This window comes from Rhodococcus sp. 11-3 (assembly GCF_023704055.1).
Classification (GTDB): Bacteria; Actinomycetota; Actinomycetes; order Mycobacteriales; family Mycobacteriaceae; genus Rhodococcus; species Rhodococcus aetherivorans.
This window is the reverse complement of sequence record NZ_CP080406.1, coordinates 268,619-284,396: the sequence shown is the minus strand read 5'-3', so window position 1 is coordinate 284,396 and position 15,778 is coordinate 268,619. Positions and strand designations below refer to the sequence as shown.

Sequence of the window (15,778 nt, the reverse complement as noted above, 5' to 3'; positions counted from 1 at the left end):
GCCGCACGGATGGGCGACGAGCGGTTCGACGAGCTCGTCGGAGAGGCCCTGGATCTGATCCCACCGGAACTCGCCCGGGCCATCGACAACGTGGTGGTGCTGGTCGAGCCCAGAAACGAGGAAGAGCCCGATCTGCTCGGGCTCTACCACGGGATCGCGCTCACCGAGCGCGACAGCCACTATGCGGGCGCGCTACCGGACACCGTGACCATCTATCGCGACGCCATCCTCGACATCTGCGACTCCGACGACGACGTGGTGCACGAGGTCGCGGTGACGGTCATTCACGAGATCGCTCACTACTTCGGAATCGAGGATGCTCGGCTGCACGAGCTGGGCTGGGGCTAGTGGACCCGTAACGGGGTCCGGTCGCGCCGTACTTCGGCTTGCGCTGCAGAAAGTGCGGACTGATCGTCGAAATGATCAGCAGGGCGAGCGTACCGATGATCACCTCTGCGACGACGATGTAGACGAAAGCAATACCGACGATCTTTGCGATCTCTTCCATGTCGATCACCTCCGGTCCGACCGTACCGCGGGACGGCCGTCCGGACGGGGTAACCGGGACGGCCGTTGCCGGGCGGCGTCACGGCCGCCCGGCAACGGTGTCCGGTCACTCGATGCGGTCGAGATCGATGCCCTTGGTCTCGCGGCTGCTCAGCACCGCGACGACGGTGATCATCATGGTCACCACCAGGTACGCGATGACGGTCCCGACGCCGAAGCGGTCGATGAGCCAGACGGCGATGAAGGGCGCGGGCGCGCCGGCGATGATGGACGACCCCTGGAACACGAGCGACGAGCCGGCGTACCGGTAGCGGGTCGGGAACAGTTCGGTGATCCAGGCCGCCTCCGGGCCGGCGAGAGCACCGTGGAAGAAGGCACCGACGCACACACCCACCCACAGCAGCGGCACGCTCTGCATCTGCACGAGCCAGAAGAAGACGGGCGCCCACACCACGAGCACCACGGCGGGCACCAGCATCGCGATGCGGCGGCCGACCCGGTCGGACCACCGGCCGCCACCGATCATGCCGACGAACTGGAACACCGACGCGAAGGTCACGGCCAGTATCACCTCGCCCCGCGCGAAGCCGTGGTAGGTGGTGGCGTACGCGATGACGAAGACGGTGTAGACGTAGAAGGCGATGTTCTCGCCGAGCCGCATGCCGATGCCGAGCAGCACCGGGCGCGGACGGGACAGCGCCTCGACGATGCTCGACCGGGACTCGGTGCGGCCGGCCGCGGAGGCCTGCGCCGCCCGGAACACCGGGGACTCCTCGACGCCGTGCCGGATCCAGAAGCCGATGATCAGGAGCGGAATCGCGAACAGGAACGCGATCCGCCAGCCCCATGCGTCGAACGAGTCGGCCGGGAGCAGGAACACCAGGGCCGAGACGACCACGGCGGCAAGCACGGTGCCCGACGGTGCGCCCGCCTGCGGCCAGGACGCCCAGAAGCCGCGGCGCTTCGGCTCGCCGTACTCGCTCACCAGCAGCACGGCCGCGCCGAATTCACCGCCGAGCGCGAAGCCCTGGATCATGCGCAGCGCGACGAGCAGGACGGTGGCCCAGATGCCGATCTGCTCGTAGGTCGGCAGCAGCCCGATCGACGCGGTGGCGGTGCCCAGCATCACGAAGGTGATCACGAGCATCGGCTTGCGGCCGAACCGGTCGCCGAGATGGCCGAAGACGATGCCGCCGAGCGGCCGGGCGATGAAGCCGAGGCCCTGGGTGGCAAGGGCGAGAAGCAACTTGGTGATGCCGTCGGATCCGGGGAAGAACAGCGGGCCGAGGACGGTGGCGGCGAGAATGCCGTAGATCGCGAAGTCGTACCACTCGAGCACGGCACCGGCCATGCTTCCGGTGAGGACCCGTTTGAAGCTGCTGCGTGGCACGTCCGGCGCGGTGGGCGCGGTGCGCACGGCGATCGGGTCGAGCGTAGATCCCATGACGGATCCTTTCGAAGGTCGGTGATTCAGAGTCGCAGGGCCAGCCGGTCGCCACAGGCACGCGAGCAGCAGGTCATCATCTGCCGGTTCGCCGCCCGCTCGGCCTTGGTCAGCACCGTGTCGCGGTGGTCGACCTCGCCGTCGAGGACGGCGACCTCGCACGAGCCGCAGAGGCCTTCCTCGCAGTCGCTGGGCACGTCGATGTTGTTGGCGCGCAACGCGTCGAGGACGGTCTGGGTGGGCTCGACCCGCACGGTCAGCCCCGAGTCGCGCAGTTCGAGGTCGAAGGCGTGCTCGACGTCCGGATCGAGCGCCGCGAGGGACGAGGTGAAGTGCTCGACGTGCAGCGCCCCGTCGGGCCAGTTCCGGCTCGCGTCCTCGAGTCCGGCGAGCAGCCGCCCGGGCCCACACGCGTAGATCTGGACGCCGGGGGCGGGCTCGGCGAGGAGGGCGGCGAGGTCGATCCGGGTGCCTTCCTCGGACACGTGCAGGGCGGCCCGGTCACCGTGCCCGGCGACACGCTCGAGATAGGCCATGCCGGAACGGTTTCGGCCGCAGTAGTGCAGTTCGTAGCTCCACCCCCGGGCGCGGGCGTGGTCGGCCATGGCCAGGACTGGGGTGATGCCGATGCCGCCGGCGACGAACACGTAGTGCTCGGCGCCGGGGTCGAGCGCGAAATGGTTCCGAGGGCCGCGCATCCGGAGCGGGCTTCCCACCTCGAGCTGTTCGTGGATGTAGCGCGAACCGCCGCGGCTCTCGGGATCCAGGTGCACGGCGATCTCGTAGCTCGGCGCATCGGGCGCGCCGCACAGCGAGTACTGGCGCGACAGCGCGCCGAGGTCGAGGTCGATATGGGCGCCGGGAGTCCACGTGGGCAATGTCTTTCCGCCGGCGTCGCGCAGGACGAGGCGCAGCACGTCGTCGGCGATCCGGTCCAGGCGCTCGACGGTGACGGTGCGGGACACCGCCCGGGCGGCGGGTTCTCCGATGGTGACCGGTTGATGCCGGTGCAGCACAGCAGGATCGGTGCGCTCGGGATTCGCCTGCGGATCCCACTGCACCCACACGTGGTCGGGTCCGCGGAAGGACGTATTCGGCAGGTAGGTGAACTCCTGGTCGGGTACGAGTTCCATGTGGGGAAGCCGCGTGGTGAGTTCCTCGAGGAAGATCTGCATCTCCATGCGGGCCAGGTTCTTGCCCATGCACTGGTGGCTGCCGTACCCGAAGGTGAGATGGTCGCTCGAGTTCGGGCGCCGGATGTCGAACTCGTCGGGGCGCTCGAAGTGGCGCTCGTCGTGGTTGGCGGACGCGTTGACGACGAGCAGCTTGGCGCCGGCGGGGATGTCGACGTCGCCGATGCGGGTGTCGGCGGTGGACACCCGTCGCCACGCCGCCACGGACCCGGAGTGGCGCAGGCACTCCTCGACGGCGTTGGGGATCAGCGACGGATCCGCGCAGATCTCCTCCCACACCGCGCGGTTCTCGAGCAGCAGCTTGAACGCGTTCGCGGACGCGTTGGCCGTGGTCTCGTGCGCGGCGACGATGCCGGCCATCATCATCGAGTGCAGGTAGGAGTCGGTGACGACGTCCGGCATCTCCCGCTGCTTGCGGATCCCGTAGGGCATCCAGCCGTGTCCCGACGGGTCCTGCCGCATCTTCTCGAGCACCGTGCCCGCGTACTGCCAGAACCTGCCGACCGCCTCGGCGACGGCCACCTGCTCCTCGGGCGCGGGGCGGCCCCAGGTGTTCACGGTGTGCGCGATCGAGTACTTGCGCATCGTCGCCATGTCCTCCTCCGGCACGCCGAGGAAGTGCAGGGCGACGGTGAGCGGAACCTCCCACAGCATCTCGTCCACCAGGTCGGCCTTGCCGGATTCGACGAAGCGGTCGACGTATTCGCGCGTGAGCCGTCGCACCATCGCCTCGTGGTGCGCCAGTTCCTTCGGGGTGAACGGATCCATGAGCGCGCGGCGGCGCGGCATGTGGGCGGGCTCGTCCTCGTTCACGAGGGTCCGGGCCATGGCGTAGTCGTACCGGGCGAGGGTGGCGGTGGCCTCCGCCGAGACGGGAGTGATCTTCTCCAGCGCGATCGCCGGCGAGAACAGGATGTTGTCGCGGAACACCGCCTTCACATCCTCGTACCGGGTGACGACCCAGTAGCCGAGTTCGGGGCTGTAGAACACCGGCTCCTCGTCGCGGGACCAGCGCAGCGACTCGGCCGGATCGGTCTGGTACGCGGAACCGAACGGATCGAACGCCGCGGCGTTCGCCGACACCGGGCAGCCGCCCGCCAGGGCCGCGTGGTCGACGGGACACGCCGGCGCCGACGCCGGAACTGATGCACTCATGCTGACACCGAAAACCTCTCCAACAGCACTGTTACTTTTATCGAACAGTTTCGTCCTATATACGGACATGCAGCAGAGTAAGCGGCGTCACAGAAGACGTCAAGCGGGATCCGCGGTCACAGCAGCCGGGCCCACGTCCGCAGGACTCCCCGGCACCCGCGCGGCCGCCGCCACCGAGCATCAGGACCGGACGTCACGAGCCGGTACCCGAGGCAGGTCCCGCCCCTTCGAGCACCTCCGCGCGCTCAGCCGGCGGCAGCGCCGAACCACTGGGTCAGCCGGCCGAGCAGATCCTGTTGATCGTCACCGGCCCACGCCACGTGGCCGTCGGGCCGCAGCAGCACCGCGGGCACGTCCAGTTCCTCGCTGACGTCGACGACGTGGTCGACCCGGTCGGCCCAGCCCGCCACGGAAAGCCGTCCGGTCTGGTCGAGGAGCAGTCCGCGGCCGCCGTGCATCAGTTCGTAGAGGCGACCCTGCTTCAGCCCCACGTCCCGCATCCGCCGGCCGAGCAGGTCGTGGCCCTCGCCGAAGTCGTAGCGGACCCCGACCGCGGTGATCATCTCGGTGACGTACCGGTTCACCTCCTCGAAGTCCATCAGCTTCGAGAACAGTTCCCGCAGCGCGATCACACCCGGATCGGTTCCCATCAGCGTGATCTGCGCGCGGGTGTTCTCGAGCACGCGGGCGCCCACCGGGTGCCGTTCGGCGTGGTAGCTGTCCAGCAGTCCCTCCGGAGCCCAGCCGCCCACTTCGGCGGCCAGTTTCCAGCCGAGGTTGAACGCGTCCTGGATGCCGAGGTTGAGTCCCTGCCCGCCGGTCGGCGGATGGATGTGTGCCGCGTCGCCGGCCAGCAGCACCCGCCCGACCCGGTAGCGCTCGGCCTGCCGGGTGGCGTCGCCGAACCGGGAGAGCCAGCGCGGCGAGTGCGCGCCGAAGTCGGTGCCGGCGATCGCCCGCAGCTGCTGGGTGAACTCGTCGAGGGTCGGTGCGGCCGCCCGGTCCTCGGCCACCCCGTCGGCGGGCACGATGACGCGGTACGCCCCGTCCCCGAGGGGTACGGCGCCGAACCGCAGATGGGTCTTGTGGACTTCCGCGACCACGGCGGCCACCGTCGCCGGGTCCTCGGTCAGCTCCATCTCACCGAGCAGCGTCTCGACCTTGCTGGGCTCGCCGGGGAAACCGACGCCGAGCAGCTTGCGCACCGTGCTGCGGCCGCCGTCGCAGCCGACGAGGTAGCGCGAGCGCAGCCGGGTACCGTCGGCCAGCTCGGCGCTCACCCCGTGGTCGTCCTGGCTCAGCCCGACCAGTTCGCAGCCGCGCCGGATCTCGGCGCCGAGTTCGAGGGCGTGCTCGTTGAGCAGCCGTTCGGTGACCGGCTGCGGAGTGGCGAGGCCGTACGGGTGCGCCGTGTCCACCCGGTCCGGCCACGGCTTCATGATGCCGCCGAAGAGACCGCCGACCCGGAACTTCTCACTGACCGCGAGAAACCGGTCCAGCAGGCCGCGTTGGTCCATCATCTCGACGCTGCGCGCGTGCAGGCCCTGTCCGCGGGACTGCGCGGTCGGCTCCGTCGCCTTCTCGAGCACGAGCGTGTGCACGCCGTGCAGCCGCAACTCGGCGGCCAGCATCAAACCGGTCGGCCCGCCCCCGGTAACGATCACATCGATCATGAAAAATCCCCCGTTCGACAACGTTGTATTTCGGCCGGCTGCTCCACACAGTCCGGCGGGCCCGCACACCCGCACCCGGGCGCCGGGTGCCCGCAACCACCCGAGTCCTACCGGCGGTTGGACGCCCACCTCGCGAATCTCCCGTTTCCGCAGGTTCCGGCTTCGGCTGGCGATTCTGCAGCACCACCGGGGTCTTGCGGCAAGGCCCCCCGCGCGCTATATGTTGAAAGTGGCAAGGAGCCGATGACCTCCTTGCCTTTGCCTTCTCGGCGCCGACCACAGTTCCGTCCATCCCGGGCCGACGTCCGGGTGAACGACGATGGGAGTGTCAGTCGGTGAGCAGAGCGCTCAGCCGTGCCGCCGCGTCACCGACCGCGAGGGCCGCGGCATCGACGTCGAGACCGGCGATGGCCACCACCCCGACGCTGCACTCGAGGCCGGCCCCCCGCGGCGCGCGCACCCCGGCGGCGACACCCACGGCGCCGCGCTCGAGCTGTCCGCGCGTGACGCTGTAGCCGAGCGCCCGGGCCTGCTTCACCGCTTCGGGGTCCCGCGCGTCCTCGGGTCGCAGCGCGAGGATCGCGATCCCCGCCGCCCCGCGGTCGAGCGGGTGCCGGTTGCCCACCCGGTATCCCACGTGCAGGAGCGCCCCTTCCGGCTCCGCGACGAGGATGACGATGCACTCGTCCCCCTGCGCGGCGGACACGAAAGCCGTCGCCTGCGTGCGCTCGGCCAGGTCGTGCAGCACCGGACCGGCCGCATGCTGAAACTGGGGCACGAACCGCGACGCAAGGACGGCGGCACCGGCGCCGAGCCGGATCCGGCCGTCGTCGGCCCGCACCACCAGCGAGTGCGATTCGAGCGTTGCGACGATCCGGTAGGAGATCGCCCGCGCGATCCCGAGTTCCTTGGCGAGGTCCGCGACCGTGATACCGGCGGGCGAACGGGAGATGATGTCGAGCGCGCGCAGACCACGATCGAGGGTCTGCAGCGTGCTCATGGGTTCCTCCGTCCGTCGTGCCGGATCCGACCCTACCGGCGCGGGCGCCACCCCCGATGCAGCGCATTGCAACGCTTGAGCACCCCCCGCCGCACTGGTTCCCTTCGAGTGACACAGGTCACTATGGACGGGAGCCGGTATGAGCATCGAAGGCAAGGTCGCGCTGGTCACCGGCGCCGGGCAGGGCATCGGACGGGCGATCGCGCTGCGGCTGGCGACGGACGGTGCGGACATCGCACTGCTCGACGTCGACGGCGGCAAGCTCGCCGCGGTCGAGGACGAGGTGCGGGCCGCCGGCTCGAAGGCGATCTCCGTCGTTGCGGACGTGACCGACCGCGAGCAGATCCGAGCCGCCGTCGACCGGACGGAGACCGAACTGGGCGGGTTCGACATCATCGTCAACAACGCCGGCATCGCACAGGTGAACCCCATCGCCGACGTGACACCGGAGGAGGTGTCCCGGATCATGGCGGTCAACGTCGAAGGCGTCCTCTGGGGCATTCAGATCGCCGCCGCCAAGTTCCGCGAGCGCGGGCACGGCGGCAAGATCGTCAATGCGTCCTCGATCGCCGGCCACGAGGGCTTCGCGATGCTCGGGGTGTACTCCGCAACCAAGTTCGCCGTACGGGCGCTCACCCAGGCCGCGGCCAAGGAATACGCGTCCGACGGAATCACCGTCAATGCCTACTGTCCCGGCGTCGTCGGCACCGACATGTGGGTCACCATCGACGAACGCTTCGCGGCATTGACCGGGGCACCGAAGGGAGCGACGTTCGAGAAGTTCGTCGGCGGCATCGCGCTCGGCCGCGCGCAGACGCCGGAGGACGTCGCGGCCTACGTCTCCTACCTGGCCGGCCCGGACTCCGACTACATGACCGGCCAGTCCGGGTTGATCGACGGCGGCCTGGTCTACCGGTGAGCCGAACCCGCTGCACCGGAAGGAGACTCCCTTGTTGAGCAGGGCGGTACGGACACTGGCGGTTCCCCTGCTCGTGTTCCTCGACCATGTGATGGCGCCGAAGTACTCCCCCGAACTGTTCGCCCTCTCCGAGCAACTCGCGGGCCACACCGACTGAGGGGCGCAGCCGGACTCGAGCAACGGCGGACCTCGGCATCGTTCGTCCACCCTCGCTGCCCCTCGCCCCCACAGGTTCGCCAGGACGGCCCGACGTTCCCCGTCGGGCCCGAAAGTTGGCGTGTAAGGCCTGTACTGCGTTGATCGATTGCGTGACGATGCAGTCGTGCACGGGCACTCAGTGGGACTTCCTGGCTCGGTGGCGGCGTACCGCGTCCGCATTGCCGCAACGGGCACTGCAATACGCCCGGCGGCCGTTGCGGCTGGTGTCGACGAACACTCGAACGCATCCCGCGTTCGCGCACGCGCCCAGACGACCCCCCTCGGCCTCGACGGTGAAGATCGCGAGCCCACCCGCGGTGACCGCCATCACGCGCCCGACGAGGTCGTCCTCGTCCGGCGTGAAATGCAGATGAGGACGGTGGTTGTCGTGCGTGGTGAGATATACGCTGGCTACCCCGTCGAGCAGGAGGGCGTTGATCGACCGGCAGCGTTGCTCCTCGTCCGGCGCCACGAACACCGCCCGGAGCCGGGTCGTCCACCGACGCAGCGCCGGCACGTCGCTCTTGTCGACATCCGACCACCGGATCACGTGCTCGCGAAACACGGCCTGGACCTCCGGGACGGTCCACGCGCTCCTCTCCCCGAGGTTCACGAGGTCCGCGGCCAGCAGCGCACCGGTCATGTTGTCATGGTTGAACTGCACTGACCGATTGCACCACGGTGGTCGCGTGCACCTGGTCACCACCGCCGTTCTCCCCATCGTTCTCATCCTCGCCCTGGGCGCAGTCCTCCGTCGCCGTGTCGTCACCGACGCCGGCTTCTGGCGCGGGATGGAGTGGCTGAGCTACCACGTGTTCACACCTGCGCTGTTCGTCGAATCGATCGCACGGACCCCGTTGCGGGAGGTATCGCCGGTCCCGTTGCTTCTCAGTTTGTCCATCCCGGTCCTGGCTGTGTCCGTGTTGCTCGTCGCCCTTCGTCGACCACTACGGGCCGAAGGACCGCAGCTCACGTCGCTGGTGCAAGGAAGCATCCGCATCAACACCTACATCGGGCTGGTGTTCGCCTCGGCGCTCGAAGGCACCGGCGGAGTAGCCGCCTTCGCACTCGCGGCATCGGTGATGGTTCCGTTGGTCAACGTCGTGTCGGTCACCGCGCTGTCGTTCTACGGTGCCCGCGATCACGCGGCTGCAATGTCGAGTACGTGGCGCCACCTGGGCACCAATCCCTTGATTCTGGGATGCGTTGCGGGTCTGACGCTCAACCTCACCGGCATCGGATTGCCCCCGGCGATTGCGGTACCGGTGGAGATGTTGGCAGAACCCGCACTTGTCACCGGCACACTCGTGGCAGGGGCGGCGATCACCCTTCGGGTGCGGCTCCGCGACGGCCTCGACATCACCATCGCGTCGACGATCAAACTGGTCGCCCTTCCCCTGTCGGCCGCCGCCCTCGCAAGTGCACTGGGATTGACCGCCGCAGCCCTGACCGCCGTCGTGCTCATCTGCGCCGTCCCCACCGCGCCCTCGGCGTACATTCTCGCCAGACGTATGGGCGGCGACTCGCAACTGATGGCGTCCATCACCGGAGCGCAGACAGTCCTGTCCGTAGTAACTCTGCCCCTGATCCTTCACCTGACCACAGCGACCTGACCCACGACGACAACGGCGTGATGCACCACAGGGAAGCGACCTCGCCCGCACAGCGACCGCCGACGCCGAGACATCTCTCCGCGCCGCCCCGGCCGACGCATCCGTGCAGGCCGAGTAAACAGTCGGTCGGCTCGAAACTCGGACGATTACGCAGAGAGCTCAGCCCCGACGGCGCCCCCGCCCCGCCTGACAGGCGTTCCTGCCCGCGCCTACAGGAGCAGTCGTATACACCACGTCTCCAGCACCACACATTGCTATCCGACCAGTTCCAGGCGGTGAACGACCCACACTCGAGGACGGCCGGTCCCACGGGCCCCTCGCCCGCAGGTCCCCACGAGGCCGACCTCACCCTCGGCGTGCGTTTGACTTTGTGCGGCGCGTCACATAACTTATCGACTGCTAACCGAACGATCGATTGGCTACACACGTTCGCAGGAAGGGCAGCCATGGCCACCCCCTCGGTTCCACAGGCGCAGGAGACGGCGCCCAGCTCTCCGCCACCCGCCGCCCCGCCGCACTCGCGCCGGGCGGCCCGCAAGGCCGCGTTCGCTGCCGCGGTGTCGACCTCCCTCGAGTGGTACGACTTCTTCATCTATGCCACCGCCGCGGCGCTCGTGTTCAACAAGACGTTCTTCGCCACCGGCAGCGAAGTCGTGGCCGCGCTCAATTCGTTCGCCACCGTCGCGGTCGGCTTCGTCGCCCGCCCCATCGGCGGGATCGTCTCGGGCCACTTCGGCGACAAGTACGGGCGCAAGCCGGTACTCGTGACCGCCATCCTGCTCATGGGTGTCGCGACCACCCTGATCGGCTTCGTGCCGAACACGTCGATCACCTGGCTCGCCCCCGCGATGCTCGTCCTGCTGCGCATCTGCCAGGGACTGGCGGTCGGGGCGCAGTGGGGCGGCGCGGTCCTGCTGGCCACCGAGTACGCCCCGGCCCATCGCCGCGGCTTCTACGGAAGCTTCGCCCAGCTCGGCATCCCGATCGGCGTGGTGATGGGCAACGCGGTCTTCCTGGCGGTGGCGTGGGCGGTCTCGCCCGAGGCATTCACCTCGTGGGGCTGGCGCGTGCCGTTCTGGATCAGCCTGTTCATGCTGTTCGTCGCCTTCGCCATCCACCGCTATCTCGAGGAGACCCCCGAGTTCCAGCAGGTGGAGGCCAAGCTCGCGGCCGCGCCGGCCCAGCGGCGTTCCCCGGTCCTCGAAGTCCTCCGGCACAACAGCGGCACCGTGCTCATGGCCGGCGGCACCTATCTCGTCGGCATCGTGATGTTCTACATCACCATCACCGGCTCGGTGCAGGTGGCCACGACCAACCTCGGCATCACCCGTTCGGACGTGCTGGCGATCATCCTGATCGCCGCGGGCGTACTCGTGCCGATGGTGCCGCTGACCGCCTACCTGTCGGACCGCTACGGCCGCAAGCTGATCTACGGCATCGGCATCGTCGGCATGGGCCTGTGGGCCGTGCCGATGTGGCTGCTCATCGGGGCGTCCTCGTCGGAAGACATCTGGCCGCTGGCCGTCGCGCTGATCGTCTCCTGCGTGGTGATGTCGTTCCAGACCGGGCCGCAGGCCGCCCTGTTCGCCGAACTCTTCCCCCCGGAGATCCGCTACTCCGGAGCGTCCCTGGGGTACCAGGCGGCAGCGATCCTCGGCGGCATGGCGCCCATGGCGATGGTCGCGCTGATCAACGGGGAGGTCGCCAACCTCTGGCGCGTGGGGCTACTCATCGCAGCGCTCTCGGTCCTCGCCCTCGCCTGCCTGGTGGCCCTCGCCCGTCGTCGCGCCTGACCTCCCGGCGCCACTGCCCCGTCGGCGCCACTGCCCCTTCGGCGCCACTGCCCTCCCGGGCGCCACTGACTCTCCGCCCGAACGAACACTGGAGACCCCATGTATCCCGGTGCCTACCTCGACACCACTGCGCACAAGCCGGCCGTGATCATGGCCGACACCGGCCGGACGGTCACCTTCGCCGAGCTCGAAGCCAACTCGATCCGTATCGCCCGCCACCTCCGCACGCTGGGACTGCGCCGCGGAGACCACGTCGCGGTGCTCGCCACCAACACTCCCCGGGTGTTCGACATCTACTGGGCGGCAATGCGGTCGGGCCTCTACGTCACCATGGTGAATTGGCATCTCACTCCCGGCGAGGCCGCCTACATCGTCGACGACTGCGGCGCGAAGGCCGTGCTCGTCGACGCCGCGCTGGAGGAGATCGCCCGGGTGCTTCCCGCTCTGCTGCCGAACACCGAGCACCAGCTCGCCTTCGGCGGCACGCTCCCCGGATACGCCGACCTGGACGCGGCCGCGGCCGCCGAGTCGGATGCCGCGCCCGCCGATCAACCCCGGGGGGCGGACATGCTCTACTCGTCCGGCACCACGGGCCGCCCCAAGGGCATCAAGCCCGCGCTGCCCGACCGCCAGGTCCACGAACCCGGTGACACGATGACCGCCATGAACGCCTCGGTGTGGGGCGTGAATCCGGAGACGGTATACCTGTCCCCCGCACCGCTGTACCACGCGGCACCGTTGCGCACCTGCGCCGCGGTGCAGGCCCTCGGCGGCACGGTCGTCGTGATGGGCCGCTTCGACCCCGAGAAGGCCCTCGAATACATCGAGCGGTACCGGGTCACCTACAGCCAGTGGGTGCCCACCATGTTCGTGCGCATGCTCAAACTGCCGGAGGACGTGCGCTCCCGCTACGACGTGTCCAGCCTGCAGGTCGCCGTGCACGCCGCGGCCCCCTGCCCGGTCGAGGTCAAGCGGCAGATGATCGCGTGGTGGGGCCCGATCCTGTCGGAGTACTACTCCTCCACCGAACTCAACGGCCTCACCCTCGTCGACACGGAGGAATGGCTGCGCAAACCCGGCACGGTGGGCCGGGCCGCGCTCGGCGTCGTCCACATCTGCGGCGAGAACGGCGAAGAACTGCCGGCGGGGCAGATCGGCACGATCTATTTCGAACGCGACCTGCTGCCGTTCGAGTACCACAACGCACCGGAGAAGACCCGCGACGCCCAGCACCCGCACCACCCGGCGTGGACGACGACCGGCGACGTCGGTTACCTGGACGAGGACGGGTATCTGTTCCTCACCGACCGTGATTCGTTCATGATCATCTCCGGCGGAGTCAACATCTACCCGCAGGAGATCGAGAACGCGCTCGTCGAGCACCCCAAGGTCCTCGACGCCGGCGTGATCGGGGTGCCCGATGCCGAGATGGGCGAGATCGTCACCGCGGTGATCCAACCGGCCCCCGGCTTCGACGGCGACGACGCGCTCGCCGCCGAACTGGCCGACCACCTCCGCGGTCGCCTCGCCAAGTACAAGCTCCCGCGCCGGATCGTGTTCAGTGACGACATGCCCCGGACACCGACCGGCAAGCTGGTCAAGCGCAAGCTGAAGGAGCGCTTCGTCGACACACCGGTGTGACGCCGGGCCGGGAAACCCGGTCGACGACGAAAACGACTCGGCCTGCCGCTCGTTGCGAACGCGGCAGGCCGAGTCGTCGTCGGTTCGCGGGTGCGTTCTCGCCGGTTCGGCAGCCCGCAGCCGTCCCGGCCGCAGCAGCGGTTCCAGTTCGCTCCACTGCGCCCGCAGTAGCCGCTACAGCCGAACGTGTCGGCGGCCGCCCACTGCACGGCATCCCGGTGACAGCTCAGTTCGATGCGGTCGCGTCGGGGCCGCTGTCCGCGGGCGGTCACGTCCACATCGAAATCGATGCCGGCGACGCGGTCGCCGGCGGGCGCGGGATCCGGTGCCCGTCCTCGGCGCAGTCACCGCCGACGCCGACGGCAGGGTCAGGCTCCGGTGGCGTGCTCACCCAGGATGGTGGTGAGTTCTTCCGCGTACGCGAGCTGCGTGCGCAGACGAGCGCAACTGTCCTCGGCCCGCCGATGGAACTCCGCCAGCACGCCGCGTGCGTCGGCGGCCCCCTGCCCGGAGGTCGCGGCGGCGGCGATCCGATCGAGAGCGGCGAGCAACGCGCGCATCTCGTCGAGGGTGAACCCGAGCGGTTTCATCCGCCGGATCACCAGCAGGCGCTGCACGTCGTCCTCGGTGTAGAGGCGGAACCCGCCGGCGCTGCGGGCGGACGGGGTGACCAGGCCGACCTCGTCGTAGTGACGGATGGTCTTGATCGACAGCTCGGTGCGCGCAGCCACCTGCCCGATCTGCATATGCCCCGAATCGATAGTCACAGCCGCACCCTTTCCTCCCGGTCGCGCCTCCACCGTAGCGAGCGGCCCGACCCTCGATTCGAACTCTACCCTCACCGGAGGGTAGAGTTCTGCGGGTTCCGCGGACGAGACGATGCCGTCCCGCCCGCGCGGGGGCGTCGCCCCCGGCTTCTCATGGAAAGAAGACACGACTGTGACAACTCCTGCCGGGACAACTCCTGCCGGCAACGCGCCGGCGGTCCACGAGGCGGACGACGATCCCGTCCTCTCGGTGCGCGCCGCCCTGCGCTCCCCGAAACGCCTGAAGACCGAGATCCTGGCCGGCCTGGTCGTGGCCCTGGCACTGATCCCGGAGGCGATTTCGTTCTCGATCATCGCCGGCGTCGACCCGCGGGTCGGGCTGTTCGCCTCGTTCACCATGGCCGTGACGATCTCCATCGTCGGTGGCCGGCCGGCGATGATCTCTGCCGCCACCGCCGCGATCGCGTTGGTCGTCGCGCCGGTGGCCCGCGAGCACGGCTTCGACTATCTCGTCGCCACCGTCCTCCTGGGCGGCCTGTTCCAGGTGGTGCTGTCGGTCCTCGGAGTGGCCAAGCTGATGCGGTTCATCCCGCGCAGCGTCATGGTGGGCTTCGTCAACGCCCTGGCCGTCCTGATCTTCACCGCCCAGCTGCCGCACCTGATCGACGTCCCGTGGTTGGTCTACCCGCTGGTCGCCGTCGGACTCGGCGTGATGGTGTTCCTCCCCAAGCTCACTTCCGTGGTCCCGGCGCCGCTGGTGGCGATCGCGGTGCTCACCGCCGCCGTGCTCGCCTTCGGCTGGGACGTGCCGAACGTCGGCGACGAGGGTGCGCTGCCCGAGTCCCTCCCGGCGCTGTTCCTCCCCGACGTGCCGCTGACCACGCAGACCTTCGCGATCATCGCCCCCTACGCGCTCGCGATGGCCCTGGTCGGCCTGCTCGAATCCCTGATGACCGCCAAACTGGTCGACGACATCACCGACACCCACTCGAACAAGACCCGTGAGGGCTGGGGCCAGGGGGTTGCCAACCTGGTCACCGGATTCTTCGGCGGCATGGGCGGCTGCGCGATGATCGGCCAGACCATGATCAACGTCAAGGTCTCCGGGGCCCGCACCCGCATCTCCACCTTCCTGGCCGGGGTGTTCCTCCTGATCCTCGTCGTCGCCCTCGGTGACGTCGTCGCCCTGATCCCCATGGCCGCCCTCGTGGCGGTGATGATCATGGTGTCGGTCGCCACCCTCGACTGGCACAGCATCGCCCCGCGCACCCTGAAGCTGATGCCGCGCAGCGAAACCCTCGTGATGCTGGTGACGGTCGCCGCGACCGTGATCACCCACAACCTCGCGATCGGGGTGATCCTCGGCGTGGTCACCGCGATGGTGCTCTTCGCCCGCCGGGTCGCCCACCTGACCAGCATCGAGAAGGTCTCCGAAGCCGACACCGACCACGACGGCAAGGTCGACACCCGTGTCTACAAGGTGCACGGCGAGCTGTTCTTCGCCTCCTCCAACGACCTGATCTACCAGTTCGACTACGTGGGCGACCCGCGCAACGTCGTCATCGACCTGACCGGCGCCGACATCTGGGACGCCTCCACCGTGGCCACCCTCGACGCGATCCGGCACAAGTACGCCAACAAAGGTAAGAGCGTCGAGATCGTCGGCCTCGACGGCGCCGGCCTCGAACGCCTCGACCGGCTCTCCGGGCGACTCGGCGAAGGTCACTAGCTGCCGGTGTGCTCGCCTCGTCCATGCGGGCGCGTGCTCGACGAGCTGCGCACCGCCCGGCCGGTGCGAGTGGTGGATCTACCGGTTCCGAAGTCGCGCGGATCGACGCCGGAGTGTGGCCGACCGAGTGCGATCCCTCGGGGCAC

General features: G+C 69.0%; 13 protein-coding genes. 7 read left to right on the top strand and 6 right to left on the bottom strand.

What is annotated here, in order from left to right; genetic code table 11:
* The first annotated feature begins 9 nt into the window (after positions 1–9).
* Complete coding sequence (locus KZJ41_RS01315) at positions 10–348, top strand: metallopeptidase family protein (RefSeq protein WP_006944538.1); 339 nt, start codon at positions 10–12, stop codon at positions 346–348.
* Positions 349–613: 265 nt separating this feature from the next.
* Here the strand turns inward: KZJ41_RS01315 and KZJ41_RS01310 are convergent, their stop codons facing one another.
* The 4 genes from KZJ41_RS01310 to KZJ41_RS01295 form a co-directional block, all read right to left on the bottom strand.
* Positions 614–1,951, bottom strand: coding sequence for an MFS transporter (locus KZJ41_RS01310; protein WP_006944540.1), 1,338 nt, complete (start codon positions 1,949–1,951; stop codon positions 614–616).
* Between the two features lie 26 nt (positions 1,952–1,977).
* Positions 1,978–4,299, bottom strand: a complete 2,322-nt coding sequence (locus KZJ41_RS01305; protein ID WP_065923202.1) for a cytochrome P450/oxidoreductase — start codon at positions 4,297–4,299, stop codon at positions 1,978–1,980.
* Between the two features lie 245 nt (positions 4,300–4,544).
* On the bottom strand, positions 4,545–5,972 hold the full coding sequence (gene rox, locus KZJ41_RS01300) for a rifampin monooxygenase (protein WP_050034366.1): 1,428 nt from the start codon (positions 5,970–5,972) through the stop codon (positions 4,545–4,547).
* 328 nt (positions 5,973–6,300) lie between these two features.
* Complete coding sequence (locus KZJ41_RS01295) at positions 6,301–6,972, bottom strand: IclR family transcriptional regulator (RefSeq protein WP_006944546.1); 672 nt, start codon at positions 6,970–6,972, stop codon at positions 6,301–6,303.
* Positions 6,973–7,111: 139 nt separating this feature from the next.
* Between KZJ41_RS01295 and KZJ41_RS01290 the strand changes: the two genes are divergently transcribed.
* Positions 7,112–7,891 (top strand): acetoin reductase, encoded by a 780-nt coding sequence (locus tag KZJ41_RS01290; RefSeq protein ID WP_006944547.1) that lies wholly within the window; start codon positions 7,112–7,114, stop codon positions 7,889–7,891.
* Positions 7,892–7,925: 34 nt separating this feature from the next.
* On the top strand, positions 7,926–8,048 hold the full coding sequence (locus tag KZJ41_RS28405) for a hypothetical protein (RefSeq protein WP_006944548.1): 123 nt from the start codon (positions 7,926–7,928) through the stop codon (positions 8,046–8,048).
* 177 nt (positions 8,049–8,225) lie between these two features.
* Here KZJ41_RS28405 and KZJ41_RS01285 read toward each other — a convergent pair whose 3' ends face one another.
* Complete coding sequence (locus tag KZJ41_RS01285) at positions 8,226–8,732, bottom strand: CGNR zinc finger domain-containing protein (protein ID WP_251550034.1); 507 nt, start codon at positions 8,730–8,732, stop codon at positions 8,226–8,228.
* Positions 8,733–8,778: 46 nt separating this feature from the next.
* Here KZJ41_RS01285 and KZJ41_RS01280 point away from each other — a divergent pair, with 46 nt between their 5' ends.
* From KZJ41_RS01280 to KZJ41_RS01270, 3 genes are all read left to right on the top strand, one after another.
* Positions 8,779–9,702 carry an AEC family transporter gene (locus tag KZJ41_RS01280; RefSeq protein ID WP_050034364.1) on the top strand — a complete coding sequence of 308 codons (924 nt, stop codon included), beginning with the start codon at positions 8,779–8,781 and terminating at the stop codon, positions 9,700–9,702.
* A 446-nt stretch (positions 9,703–10,148) separates the two neighbouring features.
* The gene (locus KZJ41_RS01275; protein WP_006944551.1) at positions 10,149–11,495 is read left to right on the top strand and encodes an MFS transporter; all 1,347 of its coding nucleotides are present in this window, start codon (positions 10,149–10,151) and stop codon (positions 11,493–11,495) included.
* A gap of 99 nt (positions 11,496–11,594) precedes the next feature.
* Complete coding sequence (locus KZJ41_RS01270) at positions 11,595–13,136, top strand: acyl-CoA synthetase (protein WP_065923204.1); 1,542 nt, start codon at positions 11,595–11,597, stop codon at positions 13,134–13,136.
* Between the two features lie 368 nt (positions 13,137–13,504).
* Here the strand turns inward: KZJ41_RS01270 and KZJ41_RS01265 are convergent, their stop codons facing one another.
* Complete coding sequence (locus KZJ41_RS01265) at positions 13,505–13,882, bottom strand: MerR family transcriptional regulator (protein WP_006944555.1); 378 nt, start codon at positions 13,880–13,882, stop codon at positions 13,505–13,507.
* Between the two features lie 133 nt (positions 13,883–14,015).
* Between KZJ41_RS01265 and KZJ41_RS01260 the strand changes: the two genes are divergently transcribed.
* Complete coding sequence (locus KZJ41_RS01260; protein WP_006944556.1) at positions 14,016–15,632, top strand: SulP family inorganic anion transporter; 1,617 nt, start codon at positions 14,016–14,018, stop codon at positions 15,630–15,632.
* Positions 15,633–15,778 lie beyond the last annotated feature (146 nt).